This is a genomic window from Ectorhizobium quercum (assembly GCF_026552795.1).
Lineage (GTDB): Bacteria > Pseudomonadota > Alphaproteobacteria > Rhizobiales > Rhizobiaceae > Ectorhizobium > Ectorhizobium quercum.
Genome location: NZ_JANFPI010000005.1, coordinates 32,847 through 46,173 on the forward strand (window position 1 = coordinate 32,847; position 13,327 = coordinate 46,173).

The following is a 13,327-nucleotide window of genomic DNA, read 5'->3' on the forward strand; positions in this document are numbered from 1 at the left end:
CCTCCTTATCTGTCAGGAAACGCCGCCATCAGCGCCTCGAAGGCCGGCCGCGAAGGGCCGAGGCCACGGGGCCGCAAGCCGCCGGCGGCGGCGATGAATTCCCGCGGCGTCATGGTCCAGAACACCGGCGGCGGAAGCCGCAGCAGGCACAGCCCGGTATGCAACGCCTCGTCCCAGGGAAAGGGCTTCGGCGCGCCCGCTGCGGCGTTCAAGGGTCCGGGGCGGCCGCCCCTTCGGCGGCGAAGGCCGCGGCCAGCAGGTCGGAAACGATCCTCGCCGCGCCGCTCACGCCGCCCTCGATGTCGAGCCCGGCCACATCCTCGTCGGAGAGGGCGTTGCCGCCGCCGCGCAGCCCGGCCCCGAGAATGCGGATGAGATCGCGGGCCTTCAGGCGTCCTGCCGCAAAGCGGCTCCCGAGGCTCGCCAGGTCGTCGACGGCGAAAGCGGTCTCCAGCTCGGCCAGCGCCCCGAGCGTCAGGCACAGGATGCGCCGCTCGCCGCCCAGAACCGCCTCCACCTCGCCACGCCGGCGATTGGCCCTGTTCATGGCAGCGCCTCGAAGGTCATTTCTCCGGCGGATTCGAGCGCGGCCTCGAACTGCACCTCGCCATTGTGCTGGCCGGAATATTCGAGCGCGGTGATCTGGAACGGCCCCCGCACCGTCCCGAAGCCCGGAATGACGATCTCGCAGGCGAGGATGTCGCCGGCGAAGAAGGCCGAGCGCAGCCGCGCGTCGCTCGCCTCGTCCTTGAAGATGCCCGCACCGGACAGCGAGGCGCGCTGCACGCCCGCGCCCCCCAGCAGTTCGCGCCAGCGCCCGGCGCTTTCGGCGTCGGTCACGTCCACGGTCTCGGCATTGAAGGAAAGCCGCCGGGAGCGCAGCCCCGCCACGGTCACATAGGCCGTGCCGTCATGGATTTTCAGAAGAAGGTCCTTGCCTTTCTGGGCAGTCATGGTTGGTTCCTTTCAGGAATGGGTCGGGGATGCCCTCTCTGGTTGCCGCCATCTCCCCCACAAGGGGGGAGAACGAAAGAAGCGCCGGGTTCCCATGCTCGTGAAGCGATGAGCCTGCCGCTTGTCGTCTCCCCCCTTGTGTGGGAGATGGCCGGCAGGCCAGAGAGGGTCTTCAACGGTCACGAAACCTCCTCCGTCACCGCGCGAAACGAAAGCTCCGCGACGAAACGCCCGCTCTTTGGTTCACGCCGCGTCCGGGTCGTGCGATGCAGCAGGCCGACCAGATGCGCGCCGTCGAGCGCCAGCGGCGCGTCATCGAGCAGCGCCCTGATCCGCGTCGCGATCGCAGCGGCCTCCCGCCGCCCTGCGGCCTCGGACCAGACGACGAGCGAAAACAGATGTTCCTCGCCGCTGTCCGTCCCGGTCGACCAGTCGCGGCTTTCCATGTCGCCGAGCGCGACGAGCGGCAGCGGCGTGCGGTCGGCAAGCCGGTCGATCAGCACCCGTCCGCCGGTCAGCGAAACCAGTTCCGCGTCACCGGACAGCCGGTCGTGGATCGCCATCAGAAGGGCATTGGCCGCGCTCATCGTCCCTCCTCCTCGCAATGGCAGACGAGGTAGCGCCGCGTCTCGTCGGGGTCGCGAAAGGCGCGGATCGCGAAGCCTCGCCCGCCCTTCACGAAACGCATGCCGGCCTCGATCCCGTCGCGACGGGCGATCCAGATCCGGTGCGTCAGCGTGAAGCCGCGCTGCGAGGCCGCCTCGGTCGGCGCATGGCTCACCGGCTCGATGCGGGCCCAGAGCGAGGCGACGGTCTCGAAGGAAACCGCCGCCCCGCCCTGTCCGTCCGGGGAAGAGACCGGACGCTGGAGATCGAGCCTTGCCGTCATCTGGCCGGGGTCGAGGAAGACGTGCTGCATCAGAGCCTCCTGATCCGCCAGGGCGCCACCAGCCGGTCGTACCCCTCCGGAACGGCCGCCGGCTGGTTTTCCGCCGCCACCGCGCCTCGAAAGGTGAACATCAGCGCAACGTGCTCCAGCATCGCCCGCTTCAGCGCGTCGGGCACATCCGCGCCGGTTTCGCCGAAACCGGCGACGAAATCGACCTCGATGCCGTTCAGCGCCGCGCCCGGCGCGGGTCTGTCCTTCAGCCACAGCCGGGCGGGCCGCGCCGTGCCGTCCAGCCGGTGGCCTTCGAGCGACACGGCCGAGGCATCGCCCGCGTCGTCGTAGACGGTCACGGCGCTCACCGCCGTCACCGGGCCGTGGTCGAGGTCCAGAACCCCGTCCGGCGGCCAGCGGTCGCGGTAAAGCCGCATCGTCCGCCCGATCAGGCAAAGCCCGGTTTCCCGTTCGAGATGGTCGCGGGCGGTGGCGATCAGCGAGAGGATCAGCGCATCCTCCTCAGCCCCGTCGAGGCGCAGATGCGCCTTCGCCCCGGCGAGCGTCAGCGGCTCGACGGCAGGCGGTGCGATGGTCGCATAGGTCATGGATTTTCCTTCTGAAAACACCACGTCTTTTCCGTCACCCTCGGGCTTGACCCGAGGGTCCACGCCGCAAGCGCTGCGGTGGATGCCCGGGTCAAGCCCGGGCATGACGGAGGAAAGGCCGTGAGAACGGCGTCAGGCGGCAAACGCGATGAGCTTGATCGCCTCGAAATTCTGCACCCCGCCGCCGACGCGCCGCGTGGTGTAGAACAGCACGTAGGGCTTGGCGGAATAGGGATCGCGCAGGATGCGCAGGCCCACGCGGTCGACCACGAGATAGCCGGCGCGGAAATCGCCGAAGGCGATGGCATGCGAACCCGGCGCGATGTCGGGCATGTCCTCGGCCTCGGCCACCGGAAAGCCCATCAGCGAGGCCTGCTGCCCGGGGCCTGCCGGCGGCATCCAGAGATAGTTGCCGTCCGCGTCCTTGAACTTGCGGATCTCGCTCTGCGTCTTGCGGTTCATCACGAAGGTGGCGTTCTGGCGATGGCCCGCCTTCAGCGCATAGATCGCGTCGATCAGCGTGTCGGACGGGCCGGAAGGCCGGAAACCGCCGGCCTGACCGGTCGAAATCGTGCCGAGCGCGCCCCAGCTCCAGTCGGCGTCGTCCACCTTGGTCTCGGTCAGGAAGCCTCTCGGTGCCGTCACGCCGTCGCCGGAAACGAAAGCCGCGCCCTCCTGCTCGGCGAAGACGGCCTCGACCTCGCCGGCGATCCAGCTTTCGACATCCACGGCGGCATCGTCCAGCAGCGCCTGGGTGGCCGCCGGCATGGCGTAAAGCTCAAGCGTCGGGAAGGAAAGCTCGGCCAGTTGCGGCGTGTTGGTCTGCGGGCGCGGCGCCGTCTCGCCCACCCAGCCGGCGGTGAGGCCGGCCGGCGCGAAGGGCTTCTTCAGCACCGCGCCGGACACCTGCCTCACCGTCGCCAGCGAACGGATCGGCGAGATCGCCGCCAGACGGCGGCCCACCTCCGTATCCGTCTCGGGCGGCGCCAGATAGCCGCCGTCGGCGCCCGTCGCGCCGGAGAACGCCTTGGCCTCGACATCGCGCAAGCCGCCCTCGTCGCCGCGGCGCACATAGAGGTCGAAGGCGGCCTTGTGCTCGGAAGGCTCGGCCGCGCCGGCGCCGGAACCGAGCGCCGGGCGCGCCTTCTTCAGCACGAGCTGGTCGATGAGCCGCTTCTGCTCGTCGACGGCGCGGTTGATGCGCTCCATCTTCTCGACCGTCAGCGCGTCGGGCGAAAGCTTGCGCTCCATGTCGGCCAGGCGGCGGTCGTTCGTTTCGCGGAAGGCCTCGAAAGCCTCCATGAACTCGTCGAAGGCGGAGGCGACCGTCTCCGGAACGGCCTTGGTTTCCGGAGCGGTTTTCTGCGTGTCGATGGTCATCGGCATCATCCCTTGAAGGTTGTCATCATCATGTTGCGGGCCGCCCGCCGCAGGGAGCGGACGAGTTCCGTTTCCTTGTCGCGGAAGAACCGCGCATTCTTCACGTTCGAGACCCGGGCCGACGGCAGCATCGGAAAGGTCACGACCGAGATTTCCCAGAGATCGGCTTCGAGAATGCGGCGCACGCCGCTGGCCGGATCGCGCTTCGCCCTGACGGTGCGAAAGCCGATCGACAGCCCGTCGAGCGCGCCGGTCTTCATCAGCGCGTGAACTTCCCGGGCGCGGGCCACGCCCGGCGAAAGCGCGCCCTCCACATAGAGCCCCTTCCCGTCCTCGCGGATGGTGGTCCAGGCGCCGATCGGCTCGTTCGGGTCGTGCTGGTAGAGCATGCGCACGCCGCCGGCGCCGCGTCCGGCGAGACTGTCGGCGAACGCGCCGCGCTCGATGCGGTCCTTGGCAAGATCCACCTCGCCGAACAGGCTGGCATAGCCGGAAAAGGTGCCGTCGCCGGACAGGGTGGAAAGCGAAAGGCTCGCGAATTTGCGCGTGAAAGGGTTTGCCCGCCTTGGTGCGTGCATCGGCATGTCTCCGTTATTGGAATTGATCAGAGGCCCTTCGGCCCGCCGTAGCGTCCGGCGATGCGCACCAGCGCGCCGAGTACCCACCAGGCCGAAAGGCTGGCCGCCGCCGATCCGGTCAGCAGCATCTCATGGGGCGAAAGCACGTCGCCGAGGCCGGCCTGCCGCGCGATCCACAGCCCCGCCGAGGGACCGAAGATCAGGCCGCAGGCCAGTCCGGTCGCGAACCGCGTCGCCGCCTCACGCCGGCTTTTCGGCAACAGGTATACGAGCGAGACCGCCGCCCCGGAAACGGCCCCGACGACCCGCAGAACGGTGAGGCCGGGCTCCGGCACGAAATCCGTCATGGGTAAGGCTCCGTTAGGATGAGGTTACTAGGATCGGGAGCCGGAGCAGTTCCAGCAAAAGGGGCGAGTGGCCTCGAAAGCACTTCAAGAGTGCCGGAAAGCGGAGTCGGAAGAATCGCTTGGCGGTATTTCCTCAAGATGTGAATCCACTGCTTCACACATCGATTCACCTTCCTCGCACAATGAATCCGCAAGGCGCGAAACCGATTCCGCCCGCCGTCCCTTCCCGTTGAAGACGTTCATTTTTCCGGTGCGTAGCCGACCGCTTCGCGCTTCTCGGCATCGGTCAGGAAGCCGGCCGCCGAAAGCCTCTGCCACAGCTCTCCCCGCTCGGCCGAAAGGCCCGACACCTGGTCGAGGTCGGCCTCCAGCCTCAGCCGTTCGCCGAACGCATCGGACAGCCAGGGCGACAGCGCCGCCGTCACCCTGCCCACGGTCGGCAGCACGGTCAGCCGCCAGAAGGCGCGGTTGGCCTCCTGATAGTTGGCATAGGTGTTGTCGCCCGGCACGCCGATCAACATGGGCGGCACGCCGAGCGCCAGCGCGATATCGCGCGCCGCGCCGTTCTTCGCCTCGATGAAATCCATGTCGCGCGGGCTGAGCGCCATCGCCTTCCAGTCGAGACCGCCTTCCAGCAGCAGCGGCCGCCCGGCCCTGACCGCGCCGGAATAGCCCTCTTCCAGCTCCTGCTTCAGCCGGTCGTACTGCGCCGGCGAAAGATTGCCGCCCTCCTTCGGCTGGTAGACCAGCGCGCCGGAGGGCCGGGCGGAGTTGTCGAGCAGCGCCTTGTTCCAGACGCTCGCGGCATTGTGCAGGTCGAGCGCGGCCATCGCCGCCGAAAGCGGCGCGTAGCCCAGGTGGTCGTCGAGCGGGTGGAAGGTCTTCAGGTGCAGCAGACGCGGCCCCTCGCCCTCCACCGGAAAGCGCCGCACCGTGTTTCCGGCCCGGTATTCGTAGGCCGAAGGCCAGCCGTCGCTTCCTTCCAGAACACGCATCCGCTCGGGCCGCAGCAGATAGATCTCGCGCAGCGCGCCAGCGATCGTCACCGGCTCCAGATAGGCGTTGCCGGCGATGGCCAGATGCGAATAGAGCGCCTCGAAGAAATCCGCTCCCGCCGTGCGCCCGTTCGGACGCCGCACCAGCGCCAGCGCCGGATGGTCGGAAAGCTCGCCCTCCTCGCCATAGAGCAGCAGCGGAACGCTGGCCGCCGCTTCCGCCACCAGCCGCACGCAGCGGTGGCCGACAGGGTTGCGCAGATAGCCGTCGCGGGCAAGCGCCGGATAGGAGCGGTTCGTCCAGCCGGTTCCCCGGGACGAAAAAACCGCCGCGAGAGGGGCGGCGGTCTTGGTTTCGGTCGGGGTCTCGGCGGCCGCGGCAGGTGCGCGCCACGGCAAACGGATCGGCAATCTCATCTTTCTCGTCCTTCGCGTTGCGACGCCCGCCCGCGAAGGCGGAAGCGTCACCGGATCGGCGTCTTCACCGCCCGGTCGGTGTCGTAGTCGGCGGCGATGCGCATCTCGCGCAGCGGCTTCACCGTGCTCGTCGATTTCTCGTAATCGGGATGAGCCTTGTATGCCGCCAGCGCCGCCTCGTCCTCGAACTCGCCGTAGACGATAATGTCGACCTCGCGGTCCCACTGGTCGGTCTTGACGTTCTCGCCGATCTCCAGGCGCGTCGCATGCGGAATGCCGGTCAGGATGGACAGTCCCTTGCGCACGGCTTCGCGGTTTTCCCGGGTTGCGGTGAAGAAAACGATATGGCGGATCACGCGGGACTCCTTCGATCTGGCTCGTCCCGTCCGCATAGCATGCCCGCGTCCGCTCCTCAATCGCAGGCGGATCGTCGCGCCCGGACGACCGGCAAACCTCACCACGCACTCGACGTCACCCTCTGCCTAGAGCCGAGGGTCCACGCCGCAAGCGGCGCGGTGGATGGTCGGGTCGAGCCCGACCATGACGAAAGAGAGGTGGGCCCACTTTATCACCGGTCCGGATGCGGACATCCGCCCCCTTTCCCTCTCCGGTCTGAAAAGCTAGTTTGCGCCGAACCCGGAGCCCCGCCTTGTCACGCCTTTTTCAGAGAGTTCTTTTCGGCCTCGTCCTGCCGCCGCTGATCGTCAGCCTCCTCTTCGGTTTCGCCGGCGGCCTCATCGACAACCTGCCGCTTTTCGGCGATGCCCTGGCACCCGGTGCCGATACCACCGAAATCCTGACGATCATCGCCGAGGAAATGGCCGATACGCTGCTCAGGTCCACCCTTTTCTTCACCGCGGTCGCCGCCCCGGCCGTCGCGGTCGTCGGCCCGCTGGCCTTCGTCTTGACCCGCAGGCCGGCCATTCTCACCGTCATCGGCGCTGCCGCCGGTGCGACTTGGGCGGCATGGTTCGATTATCTGGACAGCTTCTTCACCGGCCCCGGCATCGAATGGGACTGGCCGCTGGCCGGCGGCCTCTATGGCCTCCTGGCCGCAGCGCTCGCCGTCCGCTTCTTCGGGCGCCGCAAGCTTTTGTGATCACGCATAGCTGATGCCGGCATAGAAGATCCTGCCATAGCCGGCAATCAGCGCCGCGCGGTCGGTTCCGTTGATGATGCGCCGCGCGCCGGTCCAGTCCTCCTTCGCAGGCGAGAAGGCGTCGGCAAGCCGGCGGCCGGTGAACGATCCGTCGATCATGCCGCGAAAGAGGATGGTCACGGCCACGGCCATCTCCATCGCCCGTTCGGGGGCGGCCACCAGATCGATGCCGGTCGCCCTGCTCATCGCCTCGTAGTTCCGGCGGTGGGTCAGCTGCACGAAGCCGCGCCCCAGCCAGCTCCTTCCGTCCTTGTCCGGCCGCCAGTAGGGCGTCTTCACGCTTTTCAGCCGCCCGCGCGCAAAGGCATCATCGAGAATGGCAATCGCCCGCGCGTCGCTCGCCGCCAGCGTCTCGCGCACGGGCTGCATGGTCTCCGCCGTCTCGTGAAACGCGGTCGCCAGCATGTAGGCCAGCCAGCGGTCGTCGCCCTCCGGCATCGTTTCCTCGAACCGGTCGAGGATCGCGGCCATGCCTTCCACCTGCCCCGCCCGCAGCCGGCCGTGGAACAACCGCTCGCGGGCATTGTCGAAGAAAAAGCGCCTGTTGATGCTCATCATCATATCCCTCTCACTTTCGGTTCGCCGCTCCTGTCGAGCATCAGCGCCGTCAGCGCCCAGACCAGCGCGTCCAGCCGGTCGGGCGAACGCCCGCCGGAAAGGCCGTCCGGGCCGAAATCGCACATCTGGTCCTCCAGCGCCGGAAAGCGCCCGGCATGGACCACCCGCCCCTGCTCGTAGAGGGCGGCGACCGGCTCTGCGCGCAGGAACTTGCCCCGCGTCGCCCGCACCGCCGTCACCGGAAGGCCCGCGTCGATGCCGGCAAGCACCGCGGCCACCATGTCGCCGCCCTGGTTGATTTCCGCCACGATCCGGTCGGCGCCGAAGCGGCGATAGGCCGACACCACAGCCCGCGCCCATCCCGCCGGGCTCATGCCCTCGACGGAACAGTCGCCGAGCACCACGCCCCGGCCGCTTTCCTCGATCCCCGCCACGACGATGCCGCAGCAGGAGGCCGCGCCCGAACCGCTCGGCGGGTCGACGCCCACAACGATGCGCGAGAGCGCGCCCGGCAGGCGCACCGTCAGCGCCTCCAGCCGGTCGCGCCGCCACAGCGCATCGTCGCGGTCCTCCATCAGCTCGCCGTCGAGTTCCTGCCGCCCCAGCCGCGAACCGCCATAGCGTTCGGCGAGCGCGGCCAGGAAGCCGGGCGCCAGATTGGCGCCGTTCTCTCCGGTCCTCATCCGCACCAGCCGCGTGGCGGGATCGGCCATCAGCCGTTTCAGCACCGGCACCGGCCGGGGCGTCGTCGTCACGAGCTGGCGCGGATCGTCGCCGAGACGCAGCCCGAATTGCAGCATGTCGAAGGTTTCCTCGGCGTATTTCCACTTCGCCAGCTCGTCGCACCAGGCATAGTGGAACTGCGGCCCGCGCAGGCTCTCCGGGTCCTCGGAGGAAAAGATCTGCGCCACCGCGCCGTTCGGCCAGACCAGCCGGCGCCGCGTCACCTCGAAGTCGGGCACCATCGTGCGCGCCACCCGGCAGATGCCGGAAACGCCGTCGATCATCACCTCGCGGGCATCGCCCAGCGTTTCCGCCACCAGCGCGATGCGCAGGCCGGAGCGCGCGCCGCAGGCCCTGGCCAGCGCATGCACCCATTCCGCCCCCGCCCGCGTCTTGCCGGAGCCGCGCCCGCCCATCATCAGCCAGGTGCGCCAGTCGCCCTCCGGCGGCTGCTGCGCGGCCCGGCCCTGAAACGCCCAGTCGGTCAGCAGGAAGGGCGCGTAGTCGAAAGGTTCGGCAGGCGCCTCAAGTCCCCCTCTGGCTGCCGCCATCTCCCCCACAAGGGGGGAGAACGATGGGTGCGACGGTTTCCCCGATGGTGGCGTTTGCGAAGGGCGGGAGGCTGCCGCCTGCTTTCTCCCCCCTTGTGGGGGAGATGGCCGGCAGGCCAGAGGGGGTTCCTCCCCCGCCTTCGCCCACCGCAGAACCTCCGCCTCATCCACCTCCCACGGCACCGTCGCCGGCAACCGCCACATCAGCAGCTCCAGCGCCGTTCCGCAGCCAGGCGTCGAAAAGAACGCGGGCGCGTTCCTCGGCCCGGCGCTCGATGAGATCGAGGAAATGGCGTTTGGCGTCATCGTAACCTTGCGGCTCGGCATTGCGGTCTTCCGCGTCCTTGCGGTCGCGGGCCATCTGGCGCTGAAGCGCATCGATCTTCTCCAGAGTCCGCACGATCAGCGACATGGCGTCGGTCGCCGCCTTCAGGTCGGTGCGGGCAAGCTTGCCCGCGGCCTCGTCGGCCTGCCCGCCCACCAGCGGCGCCGAAGCCTCGCGCAGCGTGCGGAAGGCGTCGAACTGACCGCGCATCTCCACCGTCATGTCGTTGAGAAGCAGGCGCAGATCGCCGCCCTCGGGCAGTTCCGCCGCCTTGGTCTCGGGCGGAAGCATCCCGCCTTCCGGCGGCGGATCGCCATAGGCCGGGCGCTCCGGCCACAGGCCGACCGTCGCCGGGTCGAAAATCCCGTCGTCCATCCTGTCTTTCCCGCAAACGAAAAGGCCGCCTCCGCATCACGCGAAAACGGCCGGAGCAATTCCAGGAAAAGTGCGTAGCGGTTTTCCGTCCGGAATTGCGTGAAAACAAAGAGCTGGAGCGTTTTCGCGATTCGGAGAAAAGCGAAAACGCTCCAGAAATCCTGAAACGAAAAAGGCCCGGGAGAACCGGACCTTTCAACGGCGGCACTCTGCGCCGCCCCGTCGCCGTCATGCCCGGGCTTGCCGCCCGGGCGCAACTCTTCGACTATGCCAAAAACCTATCAGAGCACCGTCACGGTGTCAATGACTATTTTCCTGTTTTGTGAATTTTTTCCTATTTTGATCGTTCAATGAACGGCCTCCGGCGTATAGCCGGCCTCGCGGATCGCCGCCTCGGCCTTCGCCGCGTCGCCTTCCACGCTCACCCGGCGCGCGCCGAGGTCGATGCTGACAGCAGCACCCGGCAATTCCTTTTCGAGGGCGCCCCGCAGCGTCTTTTCGCAATGGCCGCAGGTCATGTCCGGCACGGTGAAAATGGCAGTCATGGTGTGTTTCCTTCCGGTTCCGGCTTGTCGTTGGCACCGTGGCAGGCGGGCCGTTCGCCGCCTGCCAGATCGTTGAGAATGGGGCAATCGGGGCGCTCGTCGCCATCGCAGCAATGAACCAGATGGCGCAGGGTCGAAAGCATGTCCTGCAATCCGGCGATCTTGCGCTCCAGCGCCGCCACATGCCCCTGCGCCACGCGCTTCACCGACGCGCTGGAGCGGCTCCTGTCGGCCCAGAGCTTCAGAAGCGTCGCCGTTTCCTCCAGCGGGAAGCCAAGCTCACGCGCCCGGCGGATGAAGCGCAGGGAATGCACCGTCTCCATGCCGTATGTGCGGTAATTGCTCGCCGTCCTGTCCGCCTTGGGAATCAGGCCGATCTCCTCGTAGTAGCGGATCATCTTGGCCGAAACGCCGGATGCGGCGGCCGCCTCGCCGATATTCATGGCGCCGCCTCCTTCCGCTGCGTCAGGCGCACCCGCTTCAGGCGCAAGGCATTGCCCAGCACGAAAACGCTCGAAAGCCCCATCGCCGCCGCGGCGATCATCGGCGAGAGGGAAAGGCCGAAGAACGGCCACAGCGCGCCCGCCGCGACGGGAATGAGCACGACATTGTAGCCGAAAGCCCAGAACAGGTTCTCGCGAATATTGGCCAGCGTCGCCCGGCTGATCTCAACGGCGTTCACCGCACCCGTCAGGTCGCCCGAGGCCAGCACCACCTCGGCGCTTTCGATGGCGACGCCGGTCCCCGTGCCGATCGCCAGTCCCACCGTCGCCTCGGCCAGCGCCGGCGCGTCGTTGATCCCGTCGCCCACGAAGGCGACGACATGGCCCTCGTCGCGAAACGCCCGGATCGCCTTCACCTTGCCCTCCGGCAGCACCTCGGCGACCACCCTGTCGATCCCGACCTGCCGGGCGATCGCCGCCGCCGTCCGGGCACTGTCGCCCGTCACCATCGCCACCGAAAGCCCCAGCCGCTTCAGCGCCGCAATCGCTGTCCGGCTGGCCGGCTTCACCGGGTCGGCCACCGCCGCCGCAGCCGCCAGCCTGCCGTCGATGGCGATGTAAAGCGGCGTCTTGCCTTCCTCCGCCAGCCGCCCGGCTGCGGCGGCGAAGGCGTTCACGGACAGATTCAGTTTTTCAATGTAACGCGCTGCGCCGATTTGCACTTTCCGGCCGCCGGCCTGTGCCGTCACGCCGTAGCCCGTCACCGATTGGAAGGCCGAAACCGGCGGCAAAACCAGCCCGCGGGCCTCCGCGGCCTTGACGATGGCCGCCCCCACCGGATGTTCCGACTGCGCCTCGACGGCGGCGGCCAGCACAAGCACCTCGGCCTCGGCGAAACCCTCCGCGACGATGAGGTCGGTCAGTTCCGGCCGGCCCTCCGTCACCGTCCCGGTCTTGTCGAACACCACCAGTGTCGCATCGGAAAGCGTCTGGAGCGCGTCGCCCCGGCGAAAGAGAACGCCAGCCTCCGCCGCCCGGCCGGTGGCGACCATGATGGCCGCCGGCGTCGCCAGCCCCATCGCGCACGGGCAGGCGATGATGAGGACGGCGACGGCGCTCACCAGCGCATGCGCCAGCGCCGGTTCCGGCCCGAAGGTGAGCCAGGCGATCAGGGTCAGCACGGCCACGGCCATCACGGCGGGCACGAACCATGCGGTGATCCTGTCGACCAGCGCCTGGATCGGCAGCTTCGCCCCTTGCGCCTCCTCCACCATGCGGATGATGCCCGCCAGCATCGTGTCGGCCCCGACGCGCCGCGCCTCGAACCGCAGCGCACCGGCGCCGTTCACGGTTCCGCCGGTCACTGCGTCGCCCGGCCCCTTTTTCACCGGCAGCGGCTCGCCGGACATCATCGATTCGTCCACCCAGGATTCGCCCTCGATCACCGCACCGTCGACGGGAATGCGCTCGCCGGGCCGGATCAGCACGATGTCGCCGGGCGAAAGCGCATCCACAGCCACCTCGACGGCCACGCCGTCGCGCAGGATCCGCGCCTCCTTCACCTGCAAGGCGGCAAGCTTTCGGATCGCCTCGCCCGCCCTGCCGCGGGCGCGGGCTTCCAGAAGCCGCCCGATGAGGATCAGCGTGACGATCACCGTCGCCGCCTCGTAATAGACGTAGCGCGAGCCTTCCGGCAGAAGGCCGGGCGCAAAGGTCGCCACCACGGAATAGAAATAGGCCGCGCCCGCGCCCAGCGCGACCAGCGCGTTCATGTCAGGCGCCAGATGAGCCAATGTGCGCAAGCCCTTGCCAAAGAATCGCATTCCGGGGCCGAACAGCACCGCCGTCGCCAGCACGAAATAGATCAAATGAAGCGACCGGGTCGAAATCGCGCCCGTCAGCCAGTGATGGAAGGCCGGCCAGATATGGCCGCCCATTTCCAGCACGAAAAGCGGCAGCGTCAGGACTGCGGCGATGGCCGCGTCGCGCTGCAAGGCGCGCATGTCCTCGTCGCCCCGTTCGCCGCCGCGCTCCGCTCCGGCCCTTGCCGGATGCGCGTCGTAGCCGGCATCCTTCACCGCCTTCAGCGCCGCCGGCAGCGCGGCCTCGCCGCCCAGCGCCCGCACATGCGCCCTGCCGTTCGCGAGGTTGACGGTCGCCGCCGTCACGGCCGGCGCTTTCCGCAATGCCTTTTCCACGCGCAGAACGCAGGAGGCGCAGCTCATGTCGCCAATATCGAGGTCGAAGGCGGATTCCGGCACGTCGTAGCCGGCGTTGCGCACCGCTTCGGCCAGCCGCGCGGCGTCGAAGCCCGCACCGGGCGTCACCGTCAGGCGGCCGGTGGCGAAATTGGCGACGGGATCGGAAACGCCCTCCACCCTGCCCGCCGCCTGCTCGACGCGGCGCACGCAGGAGGCGCAGCTCATGCCCTCCACGGGCAGCGAAAGAAGCGAGGGGGAGGATGCGCCCTTCGGCGCCGCCGTCATGCC

The 13,327-nt window shown here is 68.5% G+C and carries 19 protein-coding genes; 2 read left to right on the forward strand and 17 right to left on the reverse strand.

Translation table 11 applies throughout. The features are described 5' to 3' along the window. Window positions 1-5 precede the first annotated feature (5 nt). The 11 genes from NOF55_RS15200 to NOF55_RS15250 all read right to left on the reverse strand — a co-directional run bounded on the left by NOF55_RS15200 (window position 6) and on the right by NOF55_RS15250 (window position 6,515). The gene (locus NOF55_RS15200; protein ID WP_306412251.1) at window positions 6-212 is read right to left on the reverse strand and encodes a rcc01693 family protein; all 207 of its coding nucleotides are present in this window, start codon (window positions 210-212) and stop codon (window positions 6-8) included. Further along, entirely contained in the window at window positions 209-547 is a 339-nt protein-coding gene (locus NOF55_RS15205) for a gene transfer agent family protein (protein WP_306412252.1), read from the reverse strand. Before NOF55_RS15205 ends, NOF55_RS15200 begins: the two co-directional genes overlap by 4 nt. Next, window positions 544-954: a phage major tail protein, TP901-1 family gene (locus NOF55_RS15210; RefSeq protein WP_306412253.1), complete on the reverse strand. Its 411-nt coding sequence runs from the start codon at window positions 952-954 to the stop codon at window positions 544-546. The genes NOF55_RS15205 and NOF55_RS15210 overlap by 4 nt, the downstream gene beginning before the upstream one ends. A gap of 179 nt (window positions 955-1,133) precedes the next feature. Continuing rightward, the gene (locus NOF55_RS15215) at window positions 1,134-1,541 is read right to left on the reverse strand and encodes a DUF3168 domain-containing protein (RefSeq protein WP_306412254.1); all 408 of its coding nucleotides are present in this window, start codon (window positions 1,539-1,541) and stop codon (window positions 1,134-1,136) included. After that, window positions 1,538-1,873, reverse strand: a complete 336-nt coding sequence (locus NOF55_RS15220) for a phage head closure protein (protein ID WP_306412255.1) — start codon at window positions 1,871-1,873, stop codon at window positions 1,538-1,540. Before NOF55_RS15220 ends, NOF55_RS15215 begins: the two co-directional genes overlap by 4 nt. After that, the gene (locus NOF55_RS15225) at window positions 1,873-2,442 is read right to left on the reverse strand and encodes a head-tail connector protein (RefSeq protein ID WP_306412256.1); all 570 of its coding nucleotides are present in this window, start codon (window positions 2,440-2,442) and stop codon (window positions 1,873-1,875) included. Before NOF55_RS15225 ends, NOF55_RS15220 begins: the two co-directional genes overlap by 1 nt. Before the next feature lie 132 nt (window positions 2,443-2,574). Further along, window positions 2,575-3,822, reverse strand: a complete 1,248-nt coding sequence (locus NOF55_RS15230) for a phage major capsid protein (RefSeq protein WP_306412257.1) — start codon at window positions 3,820-3,822, stop codon at window positions 2,575-2,577. A 5-nt stretch (window positions 3,823-3,827) separates the two neighbouring features. After that, window positions 3,828-4,400, reverse strand: a complete 573-nt coding sequence (locus NOF55_RS15235; protein WP_306412258.1) for an HK97 family phage prohead protease — start codon at window positions 4,398-4,400, stop codon at window positions 3,828-3,830. 26 nt (window positions 4,401-4,426) lie between these two features. After that, complete coding sequence (locus tag NOF55_RS15240) at window positions 4,427-4,747, reverse strand: DUF6107 family protein (RefSeq protein WP_306412259.1); 321 nt, start codon at window positions 4,745-4,747, stop codon at window positions 4,427-4,429. Between the two features lie 239 nt (window positions 4,748-4,986). Next, a complete protein-coding gene (locus tag NOF55_RS15245) occupies window positions 4,987-6,153 on the reverse strand; it encodes a phage portal protein (protein ID WP_442342032.1) in 1,167 nt (388 codons plus the stop codon). Window positions 6,154-6,206: 53 nt separating this feature from the next. After that, on the reverse strand, window positions 6,207-6,515 hold the full coding sequence (locus NOF55_RS15250) for a Dabb family protein (RefSeq protein ID WP_306412261.1): 309 nt from the start codon (window positions 6,513-6,515) through the stop codon (window positions 6,207-6,209). 293 nt (window positions 6,516-6,808) lie between these two features. Between NOF55_RS15250 and NOF55_RS15255 the strand changes: the two genes are divergently transcribed. After that, entirely contained in the window at window positions 6,809-7,258 is a 450-nt protein-coding gene (locus NOF55_RS15255) for a hypothetical protein (RefSeq protein WP_306412262.1), read from the forward strand. Here the strand turns inward: NOF55_RS15255 and NOF55_RS15260 are convergent, their stop codons facing one another. From NOF55_RS15260 to NOF55_RS15270, 3 genes are all read right to left on the reverse strand, one after another. Beyond that, a complete protein-coding gene (locus NOF55_RS15260) occupies window positions 7,259-7,873 on the reverse strand; it encodes a hypothetical protein (protein ID WP_370868990.1) in 615 nt (204 codons plus the stop codon). A 2-nt stretch (window positions 7,874-7,875) separates the two neighbouring features. Continuing rightward, complete coding sequence (locus NOF55_RS15265; RefSeq protein ID WP_306412264.1) at window positions 7,876-9,150, reverse strand: DNA-packaging protein; 1,275 nt, start codon at window positions 9,148-9,150, stop codon at window positions 7,876-7,878. A 163-nt stretch (window positions 9,151-9,313) separates the two neighbouring features. Beyond that, window positions 9,314-9,850, reverse strand: a complete 537-nt coding sequence (locus tag NOF55_RS15270) for a hypothetical protein (protein WP_306412265.1) — start codon at window positions 9,848-9,850, stop codon at window positions 9,314-9,316. A 95-nt stretch (window positions 9,851-9,945) separates the two neighbouring features. On the opposite strand from NOF55_RS15270, the gene NOF55_RS15275 reads away from it, so the two are divergent. Further along, window positions 9,946-10,176 carry a hypothetical protein gene (locus NOF55_RS15275; protein ID WP_306412266.1) on the forward strand — a complete coding sequence of 77 codons (231 nt, stop codon included), beginning with the start codon at window positions 9,946-9,948 and terminating at the stop codon, window positions 10,174-10,176. Between the two features lie 21 nt (window positions 10,177-10,197). Here the strand turns inward: NOF55_RS15275 and NOF55_RS15280 are convergent, their stop codons facing one another. From NOF55_RS15280 to NOF55_RS15290, 3 genes are read right to left on the reverse strand one after another with little or no spacing between them, the layout of a single operon-like run. After that, on the reverse strand, window positions 10,198-10,395 hold the full coding sequence (locus NOF55_RS15280) for a heavy-metal-associated domain-containing protein (protein ID WP_306412267.1): 198 nt from the start codon (window positions 10,393-10,395) through the stop codon (window positions 10,198-10,200). Next, entirely contained in the window at window positions 10,392-10,838 is a 447-nt protein-coding gene (gene cueR / locus NOF55_RS15285; protein ID WP_306412268.1) for a Cu(I)-responsive transcriptional regulator, read from the reverse strand. The genes NOF55_RS15280 and cueR overlap by 4 nt, the downstream gene beginning before the upstream one ends. Continuing rightward, window positions 10,835-13,324, reverse strand: coding sequence for a heavy metal translocating P-type ATPase (locus tag NOF55_RS15290; RefSeq protein WP_306412346.1), 2,490 nt, complete (start codon window positions 13,322-13,324; stop codon window positions 10,835-10,837). The genes cueR and NOF55_RS15290 overlap by 4 nt, the downstream gene beginning before the upstream one ends. Window positions 13,325-13,327: the final 3 nt, after the last annotated feature.

Coding starts and splice junctions, on each gene's coding strand:
- NOF55_RS15240 (WP_306412259.1), bottom strand. CDS start 4,747: ATGACGGATTTCGTGCCGGAGCCCGGCCTCACCGTTCTGCGGGTCGTC.
- NOF55_RS15280 (WP_306412267.1), bottom strand. CDS start 10,395: ATGACTGCCATTTTCACCGTGCCGGACATGACCTGCGGCCATTGCGAA.
- NOF55_RS15270 (WP_306412265.1), bottom strand. CDS start 9,850: ATGGACGACGGGATTTTCGACCCGGCGACGGTCGGCCTGTGGCCGGAG.
- NOF55_RS15210 (WP_306412253.1), bottom strand. CDS start 954: ATGACTGCCCAGAAAGGCAAGGACCTTCTTCTGAAAATCCATGACGGC.
- NOF55_RS15220 (WP_306412255.1), bottom strand. CDS start 1,873: ATGCAGCACGTCTTCCTCGACCCCGGCCAGATGACGGCAAGGCTCGAT.
- NOF55_RS15265 (WP_306412264.1), bottom strand. CDS start 9,150: ATGGCGGCAGCCAGAGGGGGACTTGAGGCGCCTGCCGAACCTTTCGAC.
- cueR (WP_306412268.1), bottom strand. CDS start 10,838: ATGAATATCGGCGAGGCGGCCGCCGCATCCGGCGTTTCGGCCAAGATG.
- NOF55_RS15205 (WP_306412252.1), bottom strand. CDS start 547: ATGAACAGGGCCAATCGCCGGCGTGGCGAGGTGGAGGCGGTTCTGGGC.
- NOF55_RS15225 (WP_306412256.1), bottom strand. CDS start 2,442: ATGACCTATGCGACCATCGCACCGCCTGCCGTCGAGCCGCTGACGCTC.
- NOF55_RS15215 (WP_306412254.1), bottom strand. CDS start 1,541: ATGAGCGCGGCCAATGCCCTTCTGATGGCGATCCACGACCGGCTGTCC.
- NOF55_RS15230 (WP_306412257.1), bottom strand. CDS start 3,822: ATGACCATCGACACGCAGAAAACCGCTCCGGAAACCAAGGCCGTTCCG.
- NOF55_RS15290 (WP_306412346.1), bottom strand. CDS start 13,324: ATGACGGCGGCGCCGAAGGGCGCATCCTCCCCCTCGCTTCTTTCGCTG.
- NOF55_RS15235 (WP_306412258.1), bottom strand. CDS start 4,400: ATGCACGCACCAAGGCGGGCAAACCCTTTCACGCGCAAATTCGCGAGC.
- NOF55_RS15260 (WP_370868990.1), bottom strand. CDS start 7,873: ATGAGCATCAACAGGCGCTTTTTCTTCGACAATGCCCGCGAGCGGTTG.